At 63.2% G+C, this 21,152-nt stretch carries 22 protein-coding genes; 10 read left to right on the top strand and 12 right to left on the bottom strand.

From position 1 onward, the window contains the following. Nucleotides 1-10 precede the first annotated feature (10 nt). Genes ABIC50_RS10290 through ABIC50_RS10300 form a run of 3 tightly spaced genes read right to left on the bottom strand, consistent with a single transcriptional unit; the run spans nucleotide 11 to nucleotide 1,763 of the window. On the bottom strand, nucleotides 11-196 hold the full coding sequence (locus ABIC50_RS10290) for a DUF1289 domain-containing protein (RefSeq protein WP_059508013.1): 186 nt from the start codon (nucleotides 194-196) through the stop codon (nucleotides 11-13). Between the two features lie 2 nt (nucleotides 197-198). Continuing rightward, the gene (gene dmeF, locus ABIC50_RS10295) at nucleotides 199-1,479 is read right to left on the bottom strand and encodes a CDF family Co(II)/Ni(II) efflux transporter DmeF (protein ID WP_354163546.1); all 1,281 of its coding nucleotides are present in this window, start codon (nucleotides 1,477-1,479) and stop codon (nucleotides 199-201) included. A gap of 11 nt (nucleotides 1,480-1,490) precedes the next feature. After that, the gene (locus tag ABIC50_RS10300) at nucleotides 1,491-1,763 is read right to left on the bottom strand and encodes a metal/formaldehyde-sensitive transcriptional repressor (protein WP_354163548.1); all 273 of its coding nucleotides are present in this window, start codon (nucleotides 1,761-1,763) and stop codon (nucleotides 1,491-1,493) included. A gap of 173 nt (nucleotides 1,764-1,936) precedes the next feature. On the opposite strand from ABIC50_RS10300, the gene ABIC50_RS10305 reads away from it, so the two are divergent. The 4 genes from ABIC50_RS10305 (at nucleotide 1,937) to ABIC50_RS10320 (ending at nucleotide 6,209) form a co-directional block, all read left to right on the top strand. Beyond that, a complete protein-coding gene (locus ABIC50_RS10305) occupies nucleotides 1,937-2,914 on the top strand; it encodes a chromate resistance protein ChrB domain-containing protein (protein ID WP_354163685.1) in 978 nt (325 codons plus the stop codon). Further along, on the top strand, nucleotides 2,911-4,089 hold the full coding sequence (locus ABIC50_RS10310) for a chromate transporter (protein WP_354163550.1): 1,179 nt from the start codon (nucleotides 2,911-2,913) through the stop codon (nucleotides 4,087-4,089). The genes ABIC50_RS10305 and ABIC50_RS10310 overlap by 4 nt, the downstream gene beginning before the upstream one ends. A gap of 189 nt (nucleotides 4,090-4,278) precedes the next feature. Then, the gene (locus tag ABIC50_RS10315; protein ID WP_354163551.1) at nucleotides 4,279-5,433 is read left to right on the top strand and encodes a DUF3182 family protein; all 1,155 of its coding nucleotides are present in this window, start codon (nucleotides 4,279-4,281) and stop codon (nucleotides 5,431-5,433) included. After that, entirely contained in the window at nucleotides 5,430-6,209 is a 780-nt protein-coding gene (locus ABIC50_RS10320; RefSeq protein WP_011659984.1) for an alpha/beta hydrolase family protein, read from the top strand. The genes ABIC50_RS10315 and ABIC50_RS10320 overlap by 4 nt, the downstream gene beginning before the upstream one ends. 22 nt (nucleotides 6,210-6,231) lie before the next feature. Here the strand turns inward: ABIC50_RS10320 and ABIC50_RS10325 are convergent, their stop codons facing one another. The 9 genes from ABIC50_RS10325 to ABIC50_RS10365 form a co-directional block, all read right to left on the bottom strand. Further along, nucleotides 6,232-6,936, bottom strand: coding sequence for an RNA polymerase sigma factor (locus tag ABIC50_RS10325; protein ID WP_354163553.1), 705 nt, complete (start codon nucleotides 6,934-6,936; stop codon nucleotides 6,232-6,234). Further along, nucleotides 6,933-7,232 (bottom strand): cupredoxin domain-containing protein, encoded by a 300-nt coding sequence (locus ABIC50_RS10330; protein WP_354163555.1) that lies wholly within the window; start codon nucleotides 7,230-7,232, stop codon nucleotides 6,933-6,935. The genes ABIC50_RS10325 and ABIC50_RS10330 overlap by 4 nt, the downstream gene beginning before the upstream one ends. Before the next feature lie 31 nt (nucleotides 7,233-7,263). Further along, complete coding sequence (locus ABIC50_RS10335) at nucleotides 7,264-7,815, bottom strand: DUF4142 domain-containing protein (RefSeq protein WP_354163557.1); 552 nt, start codon at nucleotides 7,813-7,815, stop codon at nucleotides 7,264-7,266. A gap of 367 nt (nucleotides 7,816-8,182) precedes the next feature. After that, on the bottom strand, nucleotides 8,183-9,442 hold the full coding sequence (locus ABIC50_RS10340) for an IS256 family transposase (RefSeq protein ID WP_354163559.1): 1,260 nt from the start codon (nucleotides 9,440-9,442) through the stop codon (nucleotides 8,183-8,185). Nucleotides 9,443-9,603: 161 nt separating this feature from the next. Beyond that, nucleotides 9,604-10,806 (bottom strand): L-dopachrome tautomerase-related protein, encoded by a 1,203-nt coding sequence (locus ABIC50_RS10345; protein ID WP_354163561.1) that lies wholly within the window; start codon nucleotides 10,804-10,806, stop codon nucleotides 9,604-9,606. Between the two features lie 28 nt (nucleotides 10,807-10,834). Continuing rightward, nucleotides 10,835-11,125 (bottom strand): putative quinol monooxygenase, encoded by a 291-nt coding sequence (locus ABIC50_RS10350; protein WP_222151644.1) that lies wholly within the window; start codon nucleotides 11,123-11,125, stop codon nucleotides 10,835-10,837. Nucleotides 11,126-11,139: 14 nt separating this feature from the next. Then, a complete protein-coding gene (locus ABIC50_RS10355; protein ID WP_011659967.1) occupies nucleotides 11,140-11,934 on the bottom strand; it encodes an SDR family NAD(P)-dependent oxidoreductase in 795 nt (264 codons plus the stop codon). 57 nt (nucleotides 11,935-11,991) lie between these two features. Then, the gene (locus ABIC50_RS10360) at nucleotides 11,992-12,834 is read right to left on the bottom strand and encodes a type 1 glutamine amidotransferase domain-containing protein (RefSeq protein WP_354163563.1); all 843 of its coding nucleotides are present in this window, start codon (nucleotides 12,832-12,834) and stop codon (nucleotides 11,992-11,994) included. Nucleotides 12,835-12,855: 21 nt separating this feature from the next. After that, nucleotides 12,856-13,569, bottom strand: coding sequence for a type 1 glutamine amidotransferase domain-containing protein (locus tag ABIC50_RS10365; RefSeq protein WP_354163565.1), 714 nt, complete (start codon nucleotides 13,567-13,569; stop codon nucleotides 12,856-12,858). Between the two features lie 121 nt (nucleotides 13,570-13,690). Here ABIC50_RS10365 and ABIC50_RS10370 point away from each other — a divergent pair, with 121 nt between their 5' ends. From ABIC50_RS10370 to ABIC50_RS10395, 6 genes are all read left to right on the top strand, one after another. Next, nucleotides 13,691-14,599, top strand: coding sequence for a LysR family transcriptional regulator (locus ABIC50_RS10370; RefSeq protein WP_354163567.1), 909 nt, complete (start codon nucleotides 13,691-13,693; stop codon nucleotides 14,597-14,599). Nucleotides 14,600-15,491: 892 nt separating this feature from the next. Further along, nucleotides 15,492-15,878 (top strand): ectoine synthase, encoded by a 387-nt coding sequence (locus ABIC50_RS10375; protein ID WP_354163569.1) that lies wholly within the window; start codon nucleotides 15,492-15,494, stop codon nucleotides 15,876-15,878. A 107-nt stretch (nucleotides 15,879-15,985) separates the two neighbouring features. After that, nucleotides 15,986-17,206 carry an MFS transporter gene (locus ABIC50_RS10380; protein ID WP_175694251.1) on the top strand — a complete coding sequence of 407 codons (1,221 nt, stop codon included), beginning with the start codon at nucleotides 15,986-15,988 and terminating at the stop codon, nucleotides 17,204-17,206. After that, entirely contained in the window at nucleotides 17,196-18,719 is a 1,524-nt protein-coding gene (locus ABIC50_RS10385) for a class I adenylate-forming enzyme family protein (protein ID WP_354163571.1), read from the top strand. Before ABIC50_RS10380 ends, ABIC50_RS10385 begins: the two co-directional genes overlap by 11 nt. Then, nucleotides 18,614-19,753, top strand: coding sequence for a class I SAM-dependent methyltransferase (locus ABIC50_RS10390; RefSeq protein WP_354163573.1), 1,140 nt, complete (start codon nucleotides 18,614-18,616; stop codon nucleotides 19,751-19,753). Before ABIC50_RS10385 ends, ABIC50_RS10390 begins: the two co-directional genes overlap by 106 nt. Then, nucleotides 19,753-20,985, top strand: a complete 1,233-nt coding sequence (locus ABIC50_RS10395; protein WP_354163687.1) for an acyl-CoA dehydrogenase family protein — start codon at nucleotides 19,753-19,755, stop codon at nucleotides 20,983-20,985. The genes ABIC50_RS10390 and ABIC50_RS10395 overlap by 1 nt, the downstream gene beginning before the upstream one ends. Nucleotides 20,986-21,152: the final 167 nt, after the last annotated feature.

Genomic DNA, 21,152 nt, shown 5'->3' on the forward strand with positions numbered 1-21,152 from the left:
AAGCCTGCAATCAGTCGGTCGTTTCCCGCGTCAGCTTCGCGTGCCGCCGCGCGCGGTCGTTCACGATCTGATGACGCCGGTGGTCCGTCATCTTCTTCCAGCCGCGCGCTTCGTCGCGCGTGCGCAGGCAGGCCACGCAGTAGCCGGTCCGGCCGTCGAACGAACACACGTCGACGCAAGGTGATTTGACCGCCATGTCTACTGCCCTCCCGCCGCGGGTATCACTTCGACCGTGACATGCGACAGGTTCCTGAAGCGCTGGAGCACGCCATGATAGAAGCGTGCATCCCGCTGTGGGTCCGCCGTCGCCACCGACACGACCGCGCTCATGTGCCCCGGTCCGAGACGCCAGACATGCAGGTCGCCGACGCGGTCGCCCACGCCTTCGATTGCATCGCGCACATTGTCCGTCAGACGACGGTCCGAATTCATGTCGAGCAGGATGCCGCCGGTGTCGCGCATCAGGCCGTACGACCAGTTCGCAATCACCAGCGCGCCGATGATGCCGGCCAGCGGATCCATCCACACCCAACCGAATGCGCGCGCGAGCAGCAGCCCGACGATGGTCAGCACGGACACGGCCGCGTCGGCGATCACGTGGACATACGCGGAACGGATGTTGTGGTCGCGCGCCGCCGCCGTGGACGCGCGATGGTCGTGCTCCTCGAACGCCAATGCATGCTCGCGGTCGTTCAAGCGGACGATTGCTTTGAATTCATGCGGCTCGGGAATGTCGTCCGTCGACTCCAGGTAAGCGCCGCGGCTTTCCATCGCGAACGTCTGCCGCGTGCCGTCCGGACGGATCGTCGTCACCGACACGGCGCTCGCGTCGACGAGCTTCGTGTCGTTCGACGCAGTGGCCATACGGAAAACCGGCGGGACGCCATCCTCGAACACCGATACGACAAATACACCTTGCTGATCGAAGATCCGGTGCGCGTCCTCTTCGTGTTCGTGAGCGTCGTGCGCATGCCCGTGGTGATGGTGATGACCATGCCCGTGGCCATGGCCATGATGATCGCCGCTCAGCAGCCAGACGCTCGCGACGTTGACGAGCAGGCCGGCAACCGCGATCGGAATGGCCTCGCCGAAATGAATCGGTACCGGGGCGAGCAGGCGCGCAACCGCCTCGTACCCGATCAGCAGCGCGATCATCGCGAGCACGATCGCGCTCGTGAAGCCCGCCAAATCACCGAGCTTGCCGGTGCCGAACACGAAGCGCGGGTCGCTCGCATGCTTGCGGGCGTAGGTGTAGGCGAGCGCGGCGATCAGCATCGCGCCCGCATGCGTCGACATGTGCAGGCCGTCCGCGATGAGCGCCAGCGAGCCGAACATCGACCCGCCGAGGATCTCGGCCACCATCATCGCCGCGCACAGCGCGATGACCATCCACGTCCTGCGTTCGTTCTGCTCGTGCGCCGCGCCGAGAAAGATGTGGTCGTGCCCTGCGCCGAAGGCGTCGTTCGTGAAGTCGTTCATGTCGCCCTCGATTACTTGAAGTAGCTGTGAACGACTTCGATCAGCTGCTCGGTCGCGCTGCCTTCATCGGCGTGATGTTCGGCGTCCACCAGATGGCTGCGGATGTGATCCTCCAGCACGACCGCGAGCAGGCCGTTCATCGCGCCGCGGCCGCTCGTGATGAGGCGCAGGATCTCGTTGCAACCGCGCTCGTCCTCCAGCGCGCGTTCGATCGCTTCGACCTGTCCCTTGATGCGGCGGCCACGGTTCAGCAGCTTTTGCTTTTCCTTGATGGTGTGGCTCATGGCAGTCCCTTCACATACCGGGGGGGACTATATCTCAAATCTGCTTCCATATAGGGGGGAGGGGTATATCGGCCAAACGTCAGACGAAGAAGGGAGTTGCCCGCCGCCCCGCCGCGACAGCCTTGGCCAAAGTTTTCTTGTAGAGCTGATAACGCTTGAGTAGCATTTTCTACATGAATGCGCTCACGACATGGTCGCTTCTCATCCTGACGCTTCCGACGCAGAACGCGACGGCGCGCATGCGGTTCTGGCGTTCCCTGAAGGCGAAGGGCTGCGCGGTGTTGCGCGACGGCATCTATCTGCTCCCGTACTCGGACGAGCATGAAGCGGCACTGCGCGAGCTCGCGGACGCGATTGCCGAGAGCGGCGGCACCGCCCACCTGTTGCGCGCGCCGAGTCTCGACGCGGCGCAGGATCTGGAATTCCGGACGCTCTTCGATCGAGGCGACGACTACACCGCCTTCATTCAGACACTCGCGCAAGCCCGCAAGACCCTCGCCGGACAATCCGCCACGGAACTCACGCGCTTGCTGCGGCGCGTGCGCAAGGACTTCGACATGATCCGCGCAATCGATTACTTCCCGAGCGACGCGGCGATCCGCGCCGAAGTCGCACTGCAGGATTTCGTCGCGCTGGTCGATACCGTGCTGTCGCCGGGCGAGCCGCACGCTGCCGAGCGCCCCGTCCGCCTGCTGGCAATAGGCGAGTACCAGGGACGAACCTGGGCGACGCGTCAGCGCATGTGGGTCGATCGTGTCGCCAGCGCGTGGCTGATCCGCCGCTTCATCGACACCCGCGCGCGCTTCATCTGGCTCGCGTCGCCGGCGGATTGTCCCGCTCACGCGCTGGGATTCGATTTCGACGGCGCTGCATTCACCCATGTCGGCGAGCGCGTCACGTTCGAGGTGCTGCTCGCGAGTTTCGGGCTCGACACGAATGCCGCACTCGTACGGCTCGGCGAGATCGTGCATGCGCTCGACGTGGGCGGCCCCGCGGCGCCCGAAGCGATCGGCTTCGAGGCCGTGATGGCCGGCATGCGCCAGCGCGCGGAGAACGACGACCAGTTGCTCGAGCACATGAGCGCCGTGCTCGACGCGCTGTATGCACATTTCTCATCGACCGGAAAGAACGGGAACGGAGCCAGGTCATGACCACCGCCATCGCCGCGACCGAACCGACCTACTCGCTCGGCGAGCTGGTCGCCTACATGCTGCGTCTCGGGACGTTCGGCTTCGGCGGGCCGGTTGCGCTCGCCGGCTACATGCGTCGCGACCTGGTCGAGCGTCGCGGCTGGATCACCGAAGCCGACTACAAGGAAGGACTCACGCTGGCCCAGCTCGCGCCCGGGCCGATGGCCGCGCAGCTCGCGATCTATCTCGGCTTCGTCCACTATCGCCTCCTTGGCGCGACGCTCGTCGGATTCGCGTTCGTGCTGCCGTCGTTCCTGATGGTGCTCGCGCTCGGATTCGCGTACGCGCACTTCGGCGGGCTGTCGTGGATGCAGGCGGTGTTCTATGGCGTCGGCGCCGCGGTGGTCGGCATCATCGCGATGAGCGCGTACAAGCTGACGACCAAAACCGTCGGCAACGACAAGTTGCTTTGGGCGATCTTCCTGACGCTCACTGTCGTCACGTTCGTCACCGAATCGGAAATCGCGTGGCTCTTCATCGCTGCCGGGTTGATCGGCTGGCTGTGGCGCGCGCCGCCCAAGTGGCTGCGTCGGGGCGGGCTGCATGCGGTGGCCGCCGCCAACCTGCCGGCCGCCAGCGGAATACTGAGCGGCATCGACCTGCCGCAGCTCGTGCAGATCGGCGCGTTCTTCACGAAGGCGGGCGCGTTCGTGTTCGGCTCCGGGCTCGCGATCGTGCCGTTCCTCTACGGCGGCGTCGTCACCGAACATCACTGGCTGAACGACAGGCAGTTCGTGGATGCCGTTGCGGTCGCGATGATCACGCCCGGCCCGGTCGTCATCACAGTCGGCTTCATCGGCTATCTCGTGGCCGGCTTGCCCGGCGCGTGCGTCGCGGCGCTCGGCACGTTCCTGCCTTGCTATCTGTTCACCGTCATTCCCGCGCCGTACATGAAGAAGTACGGGCACCGTCCGGACGTCAAGGCGTTCGTCGACGGGATCACAGCCGCAGCCGTCGGTGCGATCACGGGCTCCGTCCTCGTGATCTCGAAACGCTCGATCGTCGACATACCGACCGCACTGATCGCCGTCGCAACCGTGCTGCTGCTGTGGCGCTTCAGGAAGCTGCAGGAGCCGGTCATCGTCACCGCGGCCGCGCTCTTCGGGCTCGTGGCCTATCCGTTGCTCCATCACTGATTTGCGTTGCGGCGCGGTGAACTCGTGCCGCGCTGACCGCCCCGCAACCTTGCGTCCGCGCGTGCATGCCCGCCCGGGAACGTAGGCGAATGAATCTTGCTACATCACCGCGATGAGCGGATTCGACAGGCGAAACCGCCCGCGACGATGCATTCATGACAATCGCGCCGCCGGCGCGAAGGGGGCGATTTGAAACCACGGGTTCAACTGGCGCGCGTCACGCCGGCACTACCGGTCGTCCTCATTCACTTTCGGGACGAGGGGACGCCGCACGTCGGTCATGTAGCCGACACGCTGCGCCAGCTCGGCGCGCAGATCGCCGCACTGAAGGGAACACGGCTTGCGGGCGAGTTCCGTCGGACGGAACGATACCCTGCAAACCGTTACGTGATCCCGAACGATACGCTCACCGTGTCGCAAGCACGCGAACTCGGGGTCCGATCGGTACGGGACCTGTTCGGTGGCGTCGTGCCGTTTCCGTTCGTCGCGACCAAGGTGATCGCCCATCGTCTCGTCGACGGCGCCCGCGTGAAGCCGCCCGGCTGGTCCGCCGCATTCGCGGAACACGCCGCGGCGCTGACGCTGCCGGGTTACTCCGCGTTTTCGCGCGAGGATGCGTGCGATGCCGCGCAGCGCCTGTGGCAGGACGGCCGCGTGCGGCTCAAGCGGCCCTGCGGAATCGGCGGAACGGGGCAGACACTGGTGGCCGACATGGCCGAACTGGAAGCGGAGCTTGACGCGTTCGGCGACGCGGCGTTGCGCACCGGCGGCATCGTCGTCGAGCGCCATCTCGATTCGATCGAGACATTGAGCGTCGGGCAGGTCACGCTGGACGATCTGGTGGCGAGCTATTGGGGCGTTCAGCATCTGACCGTCAACAATAACGGCCATGAAGTGTATGGCGGCACCGACCTCGTCGTCGTCCGCGGCGGCTTCGACGTGCTGGCGCGGCTCGACGTCACGGCCGAGGTCAGTGAGGCGATCGCGAAGGCGTGCGCATTCGACGCCGCCGTGCAACGCGATTACGCGGGCTTTTTCGCGTCGCGGCGCAACTACGATGTCGCGTTCGGCACCGATGCACAAGGCGTGCGCCACTGCGGCGTACTGGAGCAGTCGTGGCGGATCGGCGGCGCATCCGGCGCGGAAATCGGCGCGTTGCGCATGTTCAGGACGGACCTGGAGGTGGACGCCGTGGCCGCCGCGACGCGCGAGATTTACGGCGACGACCCGGCGATACCGGCCGGCGCGCAGATCGTCTATCGCGGTGTCGATGCCCACGCCGGCGCCCTCACCAAGTACTACACGGTCGATCGTCATCCCTTCCGAAGGAGCAGCGAGACATGACAGCGGAGCATTATCGTGTGCGCATCAAGGTCGAGAACGGCTACCTCGACGGTACCGTGCTCGCGCCGAAGACTACCGTGGCGGGCGTTCTGTTCGTGCACGGCTGGGGCGGCAGCCAGGAGCAGTATCTCGAGCGGGCGCGGCAGGCGGCGGCGCTCGGGTGCGTCTGTCTGACGTTCGATCTGACCGGGCATGGACGTACGCTGGAAGAGCAGCAAAACGTGACGCGCGAAACCCATCTTCGCGATTTGCTCGCCGCTTACGACACGCTCGTTGACCACCCATTGATCGATCGCGATGCCATCGCCGTGGTCGGCAGCAGCTATGGCGGCTATCTCGCGACCATCCTGACCGAACTGCGCCCCGTGCGCTGGCTCGGGCTGCGCGTACCGGCGCTCTATCTCGACGACGGCTGGAATACGCCGAAGCGGGCGCTTCATGTCGAGCACGATCTCGTCGCGTATCGCAAACGCATCGTGCCGGCTTCAGACAATCGCGCGCTGCGCGCGGCGTCCCGCTTTCGCGGCGACGTGTTGCTCGTCGAATCGGAGCACGATCAGATCGTGCCGCACACGGCGATCGCCAGCTATCTGCAGGCATGCCTGTCCGCGCATTCGCTGACGTACCGGATTCTCGAAGGCGCCGATCACGGGCTCTCGGACGCTGCCAGCCAAAGCGCGTACACCGCTCTCGTCGAGAAGTGGCTGGTCGAGATGATCACCGGTCAGCGCGCGGGTGTGCGTGGATCCGCCGCACCCGGCCCGACGGACGCGTAGCGCGCCTGTCGGCTCGTCGAGGTCAACGCGAAGCGCTTTTCGCCAGCACGCCGAGCACGATGCGATCGCACCGTTCCCCGTCGAACGAAAACACGTCGCGCTCGGCCAGATCGATATCCCGGGCGAGCGACTCGCGCAGCATGCTCCTTGCCCGGAAATGCCGCGAGCGCACCGTCGCCTCGGGTATGCCGAGGCACTCGGCAGTTTCCTCGACGCTGAATTCCTCGACGCAGCGCATCACGAACACGATGCGAAACGCTTCGGGCAACGCATCGAGCTTGCGCTCCAGCAAGGCGCGCAATTCGGTCCGCATCAGCGCACGGTCCGGCGATTCGTTCTGGTCTGCATCCATGGTTTCCCGCTCGAAGTCGGCGATGGTCGACAGCGCGACCATCGGCGCGATCGTGTCGCGCCGCGCGCCGCGGCGCTGACGCGTCAAGCACTCGTTGAGCACGAGCCGCGACAGCCAGGTCGACAGCGACGCGGCGCCGCGAAAACGCGGAATTGCGCGGAACGCCGCGAGGTAAGCCTCCTGCAGCGCATCCTCGGCTTCGGCATCGTCGCGCAACGTCGCCCGTGCAAGCCGGTAAAGCCGCCGGTTGTAGCGACGCATCAGCTGTTCGAACGCAGCGCGCTCGTCGCTCGCGACGCGCGCGGCGAGCGTACGGTCGTCTTCTTCCGCAAGCGGCAGCGGCTTCGATTCGGGATGGCTCGCAGGGGGCTTCATGGTCTGCGCTTCACGGTCAGTGTCGCTTTCATCGTAGGATGAAACGTGCAGATATATGCGTGGCGGCCCGGTGTGTTCGCGACATACGTCCACGAAGCATCGGGTCGGATTTCATGCGAATCGAACAGGCCCGCGGCGGTGGCCGTGTGCGCGACGAGATCCTTGTTGACCCAGACGATCGTATCGCCGCGCTCGACCGTCACGCTGGGCGGGTTGAAACGCATGCCTTCGATGGTGATGCGGTGCGTCGTGGCGGCGGAGACGTCCGCGGCCACGGACGCCAGCGCCGCCGCCACGATGATCCGGCGCGCGGTCGAGCGCGCAGGCTTAGTAGGCCTTCTTCTCACTGCCGCCGCCGAGCGTCGATTGCAACGCGCGAGCATGCTCGAGGTGTGCGACGAATGCCGGCCGCACCTTCACGAGCAGCGCCTTCAGTTCGTCGTTCTTCGCCGATGGAATGAGCGTCTTGTCTATCGCATCGATCACCTGTTGATGATAGGTCACCTCATGATCGACATAGGCCTTATCGAATGCGTGCCCCTTGAGCGCCTTAAGCGCGGCGATGTTGTCGTCGCCCTCCTTCTTCAACGCGTCGCTCGTCGGGTTGGTTTCCGGTTTCAGGTTCAGCTTGGTCGCGAGTGCGACCGTCGATTTGTTCACATTGGTGTGATCAGTAACCATCGACGCGGCGAAGTTCTTGACCGGTTTCGTATGCGTCACGTTTTCCGCGAGCTTGCCGGCATCGATGTCGACCTGGTTGGCCGTCACGACGATCGCCGCGATCTGAGGGTCCGTCAGTTTGATTGCTTGCGCGGAGGCGGCGAGCGGCAGCGCGGAAAGGAGGGCCGCCAAGATGGATAGCTTGTGTGTGCGTGCCATGTCGATTTCTCCAGTCGAATGGAAACGGGACGCTCATCCAGGTCGCTCGACGATGGAGGGCTCTGTGGTGATAGACGTCGTGAGGGTGGGTTGCGTTCCGGGGGGCTGCGGGAGCTGCGGAAGCAGGCGCTCTAGATGAGGTGAGCTGGGATCGATATGTCCGGTGAGGGACAGAGCATGCTCGCGTGAGTGCGCATTGGAGATTTCTCCATGCCCCTGTGCTGGGAGGCCCCAGTGCACCCGAGCAGCGAATGATATGAGCAGCCGCGGATTCGATACGAAGGATGAACGGCTCGAATCGGACCGCCGGTATGAGCAACCCGATTTCGGAGGTATCCGGAATTTAGTGTGTGAGGCGGGTTGAGATTCAGACTCCGATGTTGAATCGTTCCGGGTAAAGCAGCGCAAACTGGGTCATCGCGCTCTTCCAATCGTGCCGGGAACCGGTCCACTTGGCTACGACGTTGCGCAGCGCTAGCCAGATCAGTTTGAGCGCGGCCTCGTCCGACGGGAAGTGGCCGCGCGCCTTGATGATCTTTCGAAGCTGCATGTGCAACGACTCGATGGCGTTGGTCGTATATACAATTTTCCGGATATCGGGCGCGAAGGCATAGAACGGAATCACCTGATCCCAGGCTCGTCGCCAGAGGGCGGCAATCGGTGGGTATTTCGTACCCCACGGGCTCGTATCGAACGCATCCAGCGCCACGGCGGCCGCTTCGGCCGACGGTGCCCGATAGACTTCCTTGAGCGCCGCCGCGACGGATTTCCGGTCTTTCCAGCTGGCGAAGTCCAGCGAGTTCCGGATCAGATGCACGATGCAGGTCTGGACCGTCGTTTCCGGGAACACCGTGTTGATTGCTTCCGGAAAGCCCTTCAGGCCGTCGACCACGGCAATCAGGATGTCCTGCACGCCACGCAGCTTCAGGTCGTTCACCACCCGCAGCCAGAACTTGGCCCCCTCGGTCTGCTCGATCCAGAGGCCCAGCACGTCACGTGTGCCGTCGCGGCGCACGCCCAGCGCCAAGTAGATCGCCTTGTTGCGGACCACGCCTTCGTCGCGGATCTTGACGCGCAAGGCGTCGAAGAACACCACCGGGTACATTGGCTCGAGCGGCCGCTGTTGCCACTCGCGCACTTCGTCGATCACCGCGTCGGTGACGGTGCTGATGAAGTCCGGCGACACCTCAATGCCGTACATCTCCAGCAAGAAGCCCTGAATCTCCCGCACGCTCATGCCGCGTGCGTACATCGCGATGATCCTGTCGTCGAAGCCGGTGAAACGCCGTTCGCCCTTGGCGATCAGCACCGGGTCGAAGGTGCCTTCGCGGTCCCGCGGAATCTCGACGTCGAGCAGGTCGTCGTCGGTTGCAACGCGCTTGCGGCTCGTGCCGTTGCGATGGTTCGTGCGGCCGCCCGGTTTGGCTTCACCCTTCTCGTAGCCAAGGTGGTGCGTCAACTCGCCACCCAGCGCACGCTCGAAGATCGCCTTCTTGAGCGCAGCGAGCTGCTCGTTGATCGTTGCGCGGTCCAACGTCCCGGGCACCAGTTGCTTGATCAGTTCCGGGTCCAGGTTCAAGCCCTTGCCCGGCTCAATCGTCACTTCTTCCTTGCGTTTGCGTGGCATAAAGTGGCTCCTTGGCCATCAGTTTATGCCTCACACACAAAGGTTCGGATAGGCTCCCGATTTCAGGTTGCTCATGCCAAGAGCCAACCCCGTACGCGGTCATATTCTCGATCGGCTATAAACCGTCTGTCGACCGATACAGACCCACCCCCGATTTTCAATCACTTGCCCCCAATCGACATCCGCCACAACTCGTAGCGCTCGCGACCGCTGGCGACCAGCCCCGCGACATGATCACTCAGCGCACTAGATGTGAAGACCAGATCGCCATTCGGCAGCAGCGCCGGCGTATCCGGCCAATGCACGCCATCGTCGGATGCGATCAACGACATCGACTTCGTGCGCGGTTCGTACTTCACAATGCCGTTATGCGTAACGTCGGTAATGTAGAGCGCGCCCCGCGAATCCGTCACCATTCCGTCCGTATTGCCGCCAACGGCACCAAGATCACGAATCTCCGCGGCAATCTGCTCATCCGTCGAGCCGTGCCGTCTCAGAACGGCGGTTGGAACCGAACGTACGCGTGTCCCTGTCGTCACCGTCCAGTACAGCGTTGTGCCGTCCGGTGACAGCGCGATTCCGTTGATACCGATCAGCAGCGGCTTTCCCGGCCATACTTCAGCGCCATGGGAAACGACCTTCACCCCCGCTTCGACCTGCAAATCCGGATGCCTGTCCAGCACACGCCGTGCGGTACCCGAAGCGAAGTCGGCAACAATCAAGCCCACCTTGTTATCGGGCGCACTGCGCGAGCCACTGTCGGAAACATAGGCCACGCGCCTGCGTTCGTCGACCACGATGTCGTTGAGGAAACTGCCGGCACGATCGGCCACGCCGTCGAGGCCGATGCGCTTCACGATTCGTCCCGACTTCAGATCGAGCACGACGATTTTCTGAGCGCCCGGGGGTGCTTCGGATTCGCCGGCAACGAACCCCATGTCGAGTGCCCATAACCAATCGTTTGTGCGGTCGACGTAAAAGCCCAGCACGTTGCGCAAATGCTCGGCAGGCGCGGTGGATATCGCATTGCCTTCCATCGACGGAAATGGCGTCAGCCGCGCGGGGCCGGTCGTCGATCGCGTATCCAGCCTGCTGAGCGTCGCCGGCGTCGATGCCGCGACGAAGCGCGGCGTACTCACGTATGCGGCGCCGCGTGCATCGAAATGAAGCCCCGCAATCGGTGCATTGACCGAGCCTGCGAACGGCGCGGGATCCCCACCGCCTTTCGGAGTCTCCCAACTTACTCCGGCATAGCTTCGCCAGCGCTCGAGCCGGGTATCGGCCGCCGCAGTCGCTGCAGTCGCGCAACTGATGAAGGCAATGGCGAACGCAATTGCCGTAACTCGATTCGAGCGCTTGAACATGATGAGGATTTCAGTGAGTCGGATGGGGTTATGCGACTTGGCGCAGATGCAGCAACTGGAAGTTTTCGATCCACCGACCAGCGCTCGCGCGGAATGCGTCCATCAGCGGGCTGCGCATGTGATGCTCCCAGGACGCACGGTCCAGCCATTGCTCGAAGAAGACCACCGTCCCGGGCTGCTCCAGCGATTCATGCAGTTCATAGCTGAGACAGCCGGGCTGATGGCGCGCCATTTCGACAAGCTCCCGCTGCGCTTGCACCAGCACCGCCTCACAACCTTGCTTCGCTTCGACGAGCGCGACGATGACATGGGCGGACATATCGACGCTCCCGTTCAGAGAATCGACCGGAAGGTGCCGCCTTCGACGCGCACCGCCGCGCCGTTGGACGCCGCGCCCAACGGACTGGCCAGCAACGCCACCATGGCGGCGATCTCGTCGGCTTCGATCATGCGGGCGATCAGCGAACTCGGGCGATAGGTCTCGAAGAAGTGCGATTCGATTTCCGCATCGCTCATGCCGGGGCGCGGCGCGGTCTGCCGCAAATACGCGACGATGCCTTCGGAACGCGTGGCGGACGGCAGCACGCTGTTGACGGTCACGCCCGTGCCCTTCGTCAGTTCGGCCATGCCGCGCGAGACCGCGAGCTGTGCCGATTTGCTGACGCCGTAGTGCACCATGTCCGGCGGCGTAAATGCGCCGACCTCGCTGGACATGAAGATCACACGCCCCCAGTTCTTCGCAAGCATGCGGGGGAAATAGTGACGCGACAGCCGCACCCCCGACATCACGTTGACGTCGATCATTCGCAGCCAGTCGTCATCGGTGATTTCCGCGAACGGCTTGGCTTCGTAGTAGCCGAGATTGTTCACGAGAATATCCGTATCCGGCTGCGCGTCGATCAGTTCGGCAACGCCTCGCGTGCCGCTCACGTCGGCAACGATTCCGCGCACGCTGCCTTCCGGGACTGCCGCGGTAATTTGAGCGACGGCTTCGTCGAGTTTGTCGCGGTGACGCCCCGTGATCGTGACCGACACGCCCTCGCCGACCAACGTTCGCGCGATAGCCATGCCGATGCCGGCGGTAGCGCCCGTGACGATCGCGGTTTTTCCTTGCAGTTGCAGATCTATGTGTTCGTTCTCCTTTGCATCATCGAAGAACCGGCGATGCCGGTCCGTTGCGTGGCGTTACTTCAGCCGCTTCAGCATTTCGCCGGCGACGTCGAGTGCGGACGCCGGGTTCTGGCCGGTGATCAATTCGCGATCGGTCACCATGTGAGCGGTAAAGGGCACCTCGTTGCTGCTGTAAATTCCACCGGCGCGTTGCAACGCCGTCTGCGGATAGAACTTCATCGCGCCGCCGCCGAGCAGTGCTTTGGCCTGCTCTTCTTCCGCGTTGCTGATCACCGTCATCCGGTAACCGGCATAGATCCATTTCGGCGCGCCATCGCCGGCCTTCCCGGCCGCGAGTTGCCGTGTAAAGCCCTGTGCATCGGGCAGCGTCGACAGCAGCGCAATCGGCCCATGACAAACGAGCGCCGTGGTCTTGCCGCGCGCATGAAAATCGGCCAGCAGCCTGCCCACCGCGGGACTGGTCAGAAGATCCTGCATCGGCGCATGACCGCCGGGAACATAGACGGCATCGAAGTGGCCGTAACCGATCTGCTCGACCCGCGACAGACTGATCACGGGAGAGTGCGCACGCGATGTGATCTGCAGTTTGTCGAGCAAAGCCCGGTAGTCGCGCATCGCCTTTTCGTCGCCGTTGAAGTACATCTTGTCGGCAGACGTGGCATCCATCGTCGGCGCCTTGCCCTCGGGCGTGGCGAAGGTCACCTGATGGCCGGTATCAAGCAGGGCCTTCACGGGCTGCATCAGTTCGTTCAGGTAGAAGCCCGTCGCGAACACTTTGCCGTCCTTCAGATCGAGGTGATCGGAATCCGACAACACCACCAGCACGTTGGCGGCGTGAGCGCTGTACGCGGCAATGCCGAGCATCGCGGCTACGGCGAGCTTGCGCATCGAATACATGGTTTTCTCCATCGGGAAATGTCAGGCCTGTTCGGATCGGTTCAGCAACAGGTAGCGAATCGCCGCGCCCACACCGGCAGCCGACTGCGGGTTCTGGCCGGTCACGAGACGCCCGTCGACCACGACCTTCGCCGTCCAGCTCGGTGCCGGATGGTGATGCGCACCTCGCTGCGTCAACGTGCTCGCGAGCAGGAAAGGCACGACGTGGTCGAGCTGGACCGCGCGTTCCTCTTCATCCGTGAATGCGCTGAGGTTCTTGCCGGCGACCAGGTAAGTACCGTCGCCCAGCGTCACATCGACCAGCGCCGCGGGGCCGTGACATACCGCTCCGACCACGCCGCCAGCCTCGTAGACCGCGCGCGTCACCTGCTGCACGTCGGCATTGCCCGGAAAATCCCACATCGCGCCGTGGCCGCCCGCAAAGAAGACGGCGGCGTATTTCGACGCGTCGACATCGCCCAGTCGCTGCGTGTGGCGCAGCGCGTCGCGGAACGCACTGTCGTTCCAGTAGCGCGCGTTGACTTCATCCGTCAGGTCGAGACCATCGACGGGCGGCTCGCCGCCCTGAATCGACGCGAATTCGACCGGGATGCCGGCCGCGTCGAGTTCGGCAAGCGGATGCGTCACTTCGCCGAGATAAAAACCGGTCGGCTCGCCGGTCGCGCCTTTCGTCGCGTGGCTCGTGAGGACGAACAGCACGGTGAGGCCCTGCCGGTCGTGAGGGACACGATTCATGGTTTGCTCCTTGATGTCAGTGAGTGACCAGACGACGCAGTCACGATGCGCTCACTTTATTTGGCGCACTCAAGGAGATAAACTCGGTTAAAAGTAAATCTTCTGTTCTTTGGAGGACAAGATGGCGCGAAGATTCGACCATCTCGGTGACGTGGAAGCATTCGTCACGGTGATCGAAAAAGGCTCGATGACGGCGGGCGCGGTGGCGCTGGGCAGCACACCGTCGGTTCTCAGCCGTGCCATTACACGTCTGGAGACGCGGCTGGGCGTGCAATTGCTGCGCCGTTCGACTCGACGGTTGAGCCTGACGGAACAAGGCAGGCTCTATCTCGAGCAGTCGCGGGCGGCGTTCTTGCTGATCGACGACGCCGAGCGTGCCATTCAGGGGCACGGCGGCACGTTGACAGGCCATGTCCGCCTCAGCGTACCGACGACGTACGGACACTATCGTCTGCCGCCGCTGCTGCGGCAGTTCACGCAGCAGCACCCGGAGGTTCGCGTGGAGCTGAACATCGCGAACCGGAACGTGGATCTGGTGGCCGAAGGGTTCGACCTGGCGATCCGGCTAGGTGAGTTGCCGGACAGCGGCCTGGTCGCACGCAAGCTCGAGGACGCGGCGCTGTGCCTTGTCGCGTCGCCGGAGTACGTGGCGCGCGCAGGCATGCCGGAGAACGTGGCGGATCTGGCGCACCATCTCTGTTTGCCCTTCATGCTGCCCAGCAGCGGCCGTATCGCGCCTTGGGTGTTCCGGGATGACGGGCAGGACATCGATTGGCTCCCGCCGTCGAACGTCGCGGTCTCCGACGACGTGCTGGGGGTCGTTTCGATGGCGCAGAGCGGCGCCGGCATTTGCCAGACCTACGACTTCATTGTTCAGGATCGCGTGCGGGCCGGGAGTCTCGTCGAAGTGCTGCCTCATCTTCGTGGGCGCACACGGGCGTTTTCGGTGATCTATGCGCCGCATCGTCGGTTGTCTGCGGCGTCGCGGGCTTTGATCGACTTGATCGTTGCGTCTACCGGCGATCAGTGAAGGGGGAAATAGAAGGGTTGGGGATAGATTCCTGTGGGCAGAGAGTGTCGCGCCGATCGTCGCGGCGCGACGTGAGGCCGTGCGCTCGCCGAGAAGCGACGGTACCCGTCTGGATACGTCGCAGTTCGGTCGACTTTCGCGGGAGCATCGACTGTAAGCAGATACTGGTCGGCCAGGGATTTCGTTTGAACCCAAAGATTTCTGCGCCGTTGCCTTCATGCGCGTCTTCGCGCATCGCTTGCCAACCAAGCTGGCTTACATGGCAAGCCGGATTCGCTGCGCGATGATGCAGGCAGCGCAAATGGTTCGGCCGGGATTCATGGGTATCTGAAGCTTTGGATATTTGCAAGTAGTGCGAATAAATCACACTTGAGGCAGCGTGGGTCATGGACGGTCTGGAGCCGAATGATAAAAGAAGAGAACGATAGTCGGCCCCGCAGGGAACATCAGTTGTCGGCGCCCTTGTATTCCATTCGATGCCAATCGCTGGAGGAACTCCGAGTTGGCTCGGCCGGCCGCGCCCACACGAGAACGTCTTGGTACGCACCGGAGATCGCTCTGCTTGTTCGCTCCATCGCGATCGCAAGGCAGTGTCGCTGCCAGGGAAACACTGCCACGGATTATGTCGGCAAGCCAGGCAACCCACAAAAAATGTAGATAAACTACATCGCGCCTGTCCAGCCTCACCCCAACACCTCCAAGGTAGATTTACATAATCACCGGAAAATCCCCCATATTCCGCCCTTGACCAGCCACGCCATCAGCGGGTAATGTTGAAAAACTACATGATTTAGCCGGCCATTCTGTTACGGACACTGGCTTGCTTTTTCGTGGCTTCGCTTCCGCTGAGAGCAGGACAATAATTTCTTACACAAAAGAAAGGAGTGCGAATATGTTCGTCAGGACCCTGAGAGACGTCGAAAAGGATGGCCTGCTTGTCGAATGGGGCTCCGGCACAAGCCATCGCTTGTTGACGGAAAAGGACGGCATGGGCTACGGCGTGTGCCATACGGTGGTGCGTGCGGGTACAGAATCGCTCCTGCAATACCGCAACCATCTCGAAGCCTGCTATTGCATTGCAGGCGAAGGCGAGGTCGAGGACATGAACGGTAACGTCTTTCCGATCCGCCCGGGCACCATCTACGTGCTCGATCGACACGACCAGCATTACCTGCGCGGCGGCAAAGACGAGGATCTGGTGCTTGTCAGCGTCTTCAATCCCCCGCTCAAGGGACACGAACGGCATAACCTGGAGTCTGCAGAAGCGTCCGCTTACTGACGCTCGATACGCTCATTCCGGGAGGCCCCGGGGTACCAGCCCTCCCGGCAACGTCCGCAGGAGCGCGCATGCATCGCGTGCTCCGCGCAAAAGAAAGGTGACTGTTCGTGCGCGCCCAGCATCAAGCCTTTTTCCATTCGCTTTTCCTTGCCCGCCTCGCCGACCAGATTCTGTTGTTTCTCGTGCCGCTGGTCATCTTTCAGATGACAGGACGCGTGTCCTGGTCGGGCATCGCGTTTTCGCTCGAAACACTGCCGAGATACCTGTGCTTCCCGTTTCTAGGTGCGCTTTGCGACCGGTATTCGCCCACGAAACTGATGCGCGTCAGTCAGGTTCTCCGCGCGGCAGTATGCGTCGCGGGCGTCGTCGCCTACGACCTCGTCGGCGGTATCGGATGGCTGATCGCGCTGTCCGCGTTGTGCGGCATGCTGACGAGTCAGGGCATCGTTGCGCGCGAGGTGATGCTGCCGCAGATATTCAGTAGCCATCGCTTCGAAAAAGTATTGTCGTATTCGCAATTGGCCGACCAGCTTGGTCTGGTGCTCGGCCCCATGCTCGCGGCGATCCTGCTGTCGTGGTGGCGCTGGGAATTCGTCGTGGTGGCCGCGGCCGTGCTGTTTGTCACAGCCGACGTCGCGCTCGCCTATTGGCAAAAGGCCAGCGCGTTCGAATTCGTGATGCCGGAAGGCACGCACGGCACCTGGTTCACGCCGATCAAGACGGCCTTGTCTCACGTCATCCGTCTCCCTGGCCTCAAGTCCGTCATCATGTTGGCTGCCGCGGAGAACCTCGTGATCGGCGTCACGCTCGCGACATCCGCCGCGATGGTCACCGGCTTTCATCACGAAAGCGGACGCTATTACGCAGGACTGCAAACGGCAGGCGCGTGCGTGACGATCGCGATTCTGCTGATGACGGCGAGGTTGCATGTCCCGAGGCGCGTCCTCGGCCTCGTCGGCTTCGGTTCGATCTGTATCGGCGGCGTTATCGCGGCAGCCAGCCCGGGAATTGCGGGGTACGTTTTCGGCTTCCTCCTGATCGTCGGATTCGACAAGATGTTCAACGTGTACATCCGGAGCACGCGGCAGAAGATCATCCCCGCGCGCGACTACGGCAAGACGACGGGAGTCGTCATCCTCCTCAACAACATGACACAGCCGCTCGCGGGCGTCGCGGTGGGCGCGTTCTCGACGCGTTTCGGACCAGACACGGTGATCATGGTGCTATCCGTGTGCATGGGTTGCCTCGGGTTGCTGGTCTCGCTCGCGCCCCGCATTCGAAAAGGCCACAGCCCCTCGTCGGCTTCGGTGTCCTCACATGAAGGCTGATGCCATGATCGAACGATTCCCGCAATACTTCGAGCGCAGCGCGAGCAGCCGGCGAGACAAAGTCGCGCTGGTGGTCGACGGACGTTCGGCAACCTACGGCGAATTGCTGGACGTGATGTTGACGATAGCCGATACGCTTCACCGTCTCGGCATTCCCGCCGGCGCGCGCGTCGCGATCTATTCGGAGATGTCCGTGCATGCGGTGGCGGCCGCATTCGGCATCCTGAAGGCCGGATGCGTACTGGCATGCATCCGGCACACGATCGACACCGCCGAACTGGAGCAGCAGATCGCGGATTGCGGCGCCAGCGCGCTCGTGGCATCGCGATCGACCTCGCCCCGCATCGCGTCCCGTCATCGCGCGGTCACGATCGACGCGACCCGCGGCGACCTGTCGGAACATGTCGTCTGCGTCGCGGCCGACGGCGCATCCGAAGCGGGCAATCCCTCCATGGATGACGCAGCAACGATCTTCTACACATCCGGCTCGACGGGCGATTCGAAGGGCGTGCTCGTCACGCACCGGATCATGATTGCCGCGTTCCGCTCGGTCTCCGGCTATCTCGCCAATAGCGAACGCGACATCGTGCTCAGTTTCTCCCCGGGCTTGAGCTCGGACTACGGCTTTTACAACACGGTCATGCCGCTGCTGTTCGGGGGCCGTGCCGTGGTCGAGACGGCGTTGCCCGCTTCGGCCGCCGCCATCGTCGACATCATCGAGCGACACGGCGTAACCGGCCTGCACGTCTTTCCGCCGGCGCTTTTCCGTCTGTGCGAATCGGGCGACCTGCCTGCCTCGAGACTGCAATCGCTGCGGTATGTCTCGACCAGCGGACAGGCGTTTCCCGGCAAGTACATTCGCCTCCTCAGGCGTGCGCTACCGGCTGTCCTGATCTACTGCAACTACGGTTCGACCGAGTGCAAACGCATCGCCTACCTGCCGCCCGCCGAACTCGATCGACGTATCGGCTCGGTCGGCAAAGCCATTCCGGGCATCAGAACCTACCTCGTCGGCAACGACAATGCACTCGTGGTCCGGCCATGGGAGGTCGGTGAACTGGCGGTAGCCGGCGATCTGCTGATGGAGAAATACTGGGGGCGCGAAAGCGATACCGCCCGCGTCATTCGCGAAGGATGTTTCGGTGAATCGCGCGTGTTCATGACCGGTGATCTGTTCGCGATGGACGAGGACGGATTCCTGTTCTTTCAATGCAGGAAGGGCGACCTGTTCGATCGAGACGGCGTGCCGGTGAATCCGCGCGCCGTCGAGCGGGTATTGCTCGACCACGAATCCGTTGCGGAAGCGCTCGTCGTACCGGTTTCCCGGTCAGACGGCGCACGCGTCCCCAAAGCCTATGTCGTTCCGGCTGCGACATCTGCGGCCAATGCAATCGAGCTGCTCGATCATTGTCGCCGCCATCTGGATTCCGCCGCGGTTCCGGCAAGCATCGACTTTCTGCGGGCGCTGCCAAGAACGTTCGGCGGCAAGGTGTCCGCCCAGGGTTTGAACTGATACCACATGTGAAGAGGTCAACCATGACGTCAAGCGGAATCGAGGACGGCGCGGAGCAATACCTGGAAAGCGCGCCGATGATCCGGATGGCAAGTTATTTTCACAGCCTTGCGACGGGCGCGACGCAGGTGCCGAAGCAATCGGTCGCGAGCCGCATCCGCCATTTGCTGCGCGATCCGGACGTGCTTGCGTATCACGACCTGATGGTCGCCGAAGCCGGGCCGCTGTTCACGCATTTTCTTGCCAGCGTGCCGGCCATACTGGAGGAAATGTCGCGCGTCGGCGTCGCGCTCACGCGGTATTCCGAACGCCGCAGGCAGCACGCGGATCAGCACTTCGAGTTTTACGAAATCGATGCCTTCGACGGCACCAACGGCAGAACGCTGGCAAAACGATCGAACGGCCTGATCCGCACTTTCACGAACTCGCCCAATCCGGCCAACGAAACGGCGTTCAACCAGTTCGCCAATCACGACTTCTCGACGTTCCACCCGCAGGCATTCGCCCACGTCACCCCTCGGCTGTTCCGGGAGCATGCGCGCCTCGACCGCTTCTCCGGCACGTTCGACTACATATACGAGACTGCCGCATTTCAGTTCTATGGCGTGGATCGCGCGGACCAGATTCGTCATGTCGCGCGTCTGCTGAAGCCGAACGGATTGATCTTCTTCCTCGAGAAGCTCAACTGCTATTCGCTCGACGAGTACGACAAGCGCGAGAGCGTCAAGGACGAACTGCACAAGAGTCGTTACTTCAGCCGCGAGGAAATCGACTGGAAGCGCAACCAGATGCTTTCGCAGATGCAAAACGGACAGGTGACGTTCGATACGCTCGTCGCGTCGATCCACGAGCAGTTCGAACATGTCTATCTGCTCTGGAACGGGACGAATTTTCACGAGTTCGTCGCCTCCAACGACGCACGATCGATCGAGGAATTCGTCTCGCTGCTGGGCGAACCCTGCATCGAGCCCGTGTTCTGCTTCGATCACCCCGTACCGCGCAGAGTGGCCGGGCCGCGAGGAGACGCGACGTGATGCAGCTGCATGATGACCTCCCGTCAATGGATACGATCCGGTCATGCGTGGACGGGCTCGAACTCGAGCGCACACAGATCGGCCGACGCATCGAACAACTGCTCCCGCGCTGGCAGGCTCGCGCACAGGCGGCCGATCAGTTCGCGCGCCTGTCGCCCGAGACAATGGCCGAACTGCACGACGCCGGGCTCCTCCACCTGCTGACACCGCGCCGCTACGGCGGATTGCAACAGGACTTTCCGACACTCGTCGAAGCTGCGCGGCTCGCAGCCACCGCGTGCGCGTCCACGGCCTGGATGTTAAGTGTCGTCGGCGGACATGTGACGACTGCGGCGCGCCTGCCCGCCGCCTGTCAGGACATCATCTTCGCGAACGGGCCGCGACAGCTGTTCGCGACGGCCACGGTTCAGAACGGCACGTTCGTCAGGGACGGCAGCGGATTCCGGTTGAACGGCATCTGGCGCTACAGCTCGGGCATCGATCACGCAACCTGGGTGATCGTCTCGGCACGACTCAGCGGGACGGACGCACCGGAGGCCCAGGAGATCTTCAAGATCGTGGTTCGACGCGAAGACGTCCGTGCGCTCGACACATGGCACGTATCCGGCATGCGCGCGACAGGTTCCAGGGATATTGCATTCGACAATCTGTACGTATCGGACGAGTGGATCTTCGCTCGTTCGAACTATTTTGGCCCGCATCCCGCCGGCGCCGACCTGCATCCCGACGCGTATCTGTACGACGTGGCGCTCATCCCGTACAGCACGACGTGGATCATCGGACCGATTCTAGGCTGCGCACAGGGCGCGTACCGGCACTGCATCAATACGCTCCGCAGCCGCGGTAGAAGCTGCGACGCGATGCTTTGCGGGCACATCGCGAAAAGCGACGCGGAGCTCACCTGCGCGGGTCGTCTCTACGACACGCTGGTCCGCACCTTGCACACGGCCGGCATCGCGCGGCGCGCGGTGTCGCCCGCCGAGACGGTCCGCATCAGGCGTGATCGCGCATTCATCGCGCAGCTTTGCGTCGACGCGATCCGACGACTGATCGGCAGCATGGGCACCGCCGTGGCATTCGACGCCCATCCTGCACAACGTCACTGGCGCGACCTGCAGGTCATGGCATCGCACATCGACGTCGGCTGGGACGCGGCGGCTGTTGCGTATGGCGGCCACGCGATCGCGCATTCGACGGGCACCTCCCGCGATTCCCCGCCGGTGTATCAATGAATACCGCGGCGCCGGACGACGAAACGGAGACGATCGACATGAACCGGGACGCGATATTCCGCCGAATTGCCGATGCGCTGGGACTCGCCGTAGACGAGGACCTTGGTGCGGCCGGGCGGTACGCTCCGCTCATGCGCTGTGACAACCAGATCTTCGTCAGTGGACAA

Source organism: Burkholderia sp. 567, from assembly GCF_040545115.1.
In the GTDB taxonomy this organism is placed as follows: domain Bacteria; phylum Pseudomonadota; class Gammaproteobacteria; order Burkholderiales; family Burkholderiaceae; genus Burkholderia; species Burkholderia ambifaria.

Coding starts and splice junctions, on each gene's coding strand:
- ABIC50_RS10290 (WP_059508013.1), bottom strand. CDS start 196: ATGGCGGTCAAATCACCTTGCGTCGACGTGTGTTCGTTCGACGGCCGG.
- dmeF (WP_354163546.1), bottom strand. CDS start 1,479: ATGAACGACTTCACGAACGACGCCTTCGGCGCAGGGCACGACCACATC.
- ABIC50_RS10300 (WP_354163548.1), bottom strand. CDS start 1,763: ATGAGCCACACCATCAAGGAAAAGCAAAAGCTGCTGAACCGTGGCCGC.
- ABIC50_RS10305 (WP_354163685.1), top strand. CDS start 1,937: ATGAATGCGCTCACGACATGGTCGCTTCTCATCCTGACGCTTCCGACG.
- ABIC50_RS10310 (WP_354163550.1), top strand. CDS start 2,911: ATGACCACCGCCATCGCCGCGACCGAACCGACCTACTCGCTCGGCGAG.
- ABIC50_RS10320 (WP_011659984.1), top strand. CDS start 5,430: ATGACAGCGGAGCATTATCGTGTGCGCATCAAGGTCGAGAACGGCTAC.
- ABIC50_RS10325 (WP_354163553.1), bottom strand. CDS start 6,936: ATGAAGCCCCCTGCGAGCCATCCCGAATCGAAGCCGCTGCCGCTTGCG.
- ABIC50_RS10335 (WP_354163557.1), bottom strand. CDS start 7,815: ATGGCACGCACACACAAGCTATCCATCTTGGCGGCCCTCCTTTCCGCG.
- ABIC50_RS10340 (WP_354163559.1), bottom strand. CDS start 9,442: ATGCCACGCAAACGCAAGGAAGAAGTGACGATTGAGCCGGGCAAGGGC.
- ABIC50_RS10345 (WP_354163561.1), bottom strand. CDS start 10,806: ATGTTCAAGCGCTCGAATCGAGTTACGGCAATTGCGTTCGCCATTGCC.
- ABIC50_RS10350 (WP_222151644.1), bottom strand. CDS start 11,125: ATGTCCGCCCATGTCATCGTCGCGCTCGTCGAAGCGAAGCAAGGTTGT.
- ABIC50_RS10360 (WP_354163563.1), bottom strand. CDS start 12,834: ATGTATTCGATGCGCAAGCTCGCCGTAGCCGCGATGCTCGGCATTGCC.
- ABIC50_RS10365 (WP_354163565.1), bottom strand. CDS start 13,569: ATGAATCGTGTCCCTCACGACCGGCAGGGCCTCACCGTGCTGTTCGTC.
- ABIC50_RS10370 (WP_354163567.1), top strand. CDS start 13,691: ATGGCGCGAAGATTCGACCATCTCGGTGACGTGGAAGCATTCGTCACG.
- ABIC50_RS10375 (WP_354163569.1), top strand. CDS start 15,492: ATGTTCGTCAGGACCCTGAGAGACGTCGAAAAGGATGGCCTGCTTGTC.
- ABIC50_RS10385 (WP_354163571.1), top strand. CDS start 17,196: ATGAAGGCTGATGCCATGATCGAACGATTCCCGCAATACTTCGAGCGC.
- ABIC50_RS10395 (WP_354163687.1), top strand. CDS start 19,753: ATGCAGCTGCATGATGACCTCCCGTCAATGGATACGATCCGGTCATGC.